At 45.4% G+C, this 1087-nt stretch carries 1 protein-coding gene; it reads right to left on the reverse strand.

Translation table 11 applies throughout. The features are described 5' to 3' along the window. Positions 1-100: 100 nt before the first annotated feature. Positions 101-841 (reverse strand): class I SAM-dependent methyltransferase, encoded by a 741-nt coding sequence (locus OQ5_RS0115790; RefSeq protein WP_016778419.1) that lies wholly within the window; start codon positions 839-841, stop codon positions 101-103. Positions 842-1087 lie beyond the last annotated feature (246 nt).

Raw genomic sequence — 1087 nt, forward strand, 5'->3', positions numbered from 1 at the left:
CCATCTATCTCTGTGTTCTTCTGTGCCTTATGTGGTGCATTCTCAACCTCAGCCTCAGCCTCAACCTCAACCTCAACCTTAGTCTCAGCCTCAATATCTGTCATTTAATTTTTGCCAGATAGTCATAATGGTTACCTTCTGCAATTCGTTCAAAGCGGAAGCCGTTTTTTTCGGCATGATAAGCCAGTAGCTGATCGTCGATAAAAAGCCAGGGAAAGCGTCGGCCTTTCCTGCCATTGTAGCTCATCCGGTATTCCACTTCGCCGTAATATTTGTTGTTGAGGTTGATAAGAATGCTCCCGTCATCTTCGAGAAACAGATAGCGCAAATCGGAGCTGTCGACCAGTATCCGGCCCCCGGGATTCAGAAGTTTTCGTGCAAGGGTAAAGAAGTCTTTAAGACGATGGGTCGTACCGACAATTCCGATGCCATTCATCAGCATCAGAAGTGTGTCGTATTTGGTTTGGGAGGTTAATGAGAAAAAATCCGTTTGACGCACATTCTTAACGCCTCTTTTTTGCATAACATGGCAAGCACCGGGGGAAATTTCGAGAGCGGTAACTTCCAGTCCCTGTTGTTGCAACCACAGGGCATGAGAGCCGGCTCCGGCACCTATGTCGAGTACCTTGCCCTTGCAGTGTTTCAGTGCTGTTTGTTCCAGTAATGGCATTTGGGCAAAGGATCGAAACAAATAGTTGACAGGTATGTGATCGGTTTCGGCGATGTTGCTCCAAACTTCTATTTTAAGGTTGTCGTCGGGATGATGGTAGTAATCACGGCAGGCTGTGCCGATGATGTCGATGGTAGATGAATTATCGGATGTAGTGCTTTGTTTTTTCAATGTCAGCGGTTTTTTGCAAATGTAGGGGTTTTTGGTGTTTTAGCAACGGGGAAGGGTTGCTGGATACTGGTTGCTGGATGCTGGTTGCTTGTTGCTTGTTGCTTGTTGCTTGTTGCTGGTTCGCTCGGCTCTGCCGCTTGTCTTGCAAAAATTGGTCAATTGGTCAATTGGTTAATTGGTCAATTGGTTCATTGATAATTGGTAATTGGTAATTGATAGTTGGTAATTGATAGTTGGTAATTGATA

Source organism: Anaerophaga thermohalophila str. Valhall, from assembly GCF_000250735.1.
GTDB classification, from domain to species: domain Bacteria; phylum Bacteroidota; class Bacteroidia; order Bacteroidales; family Marinilabiliaceae; genus Anaerophaga; species Anaerophaga thermohalophila_A.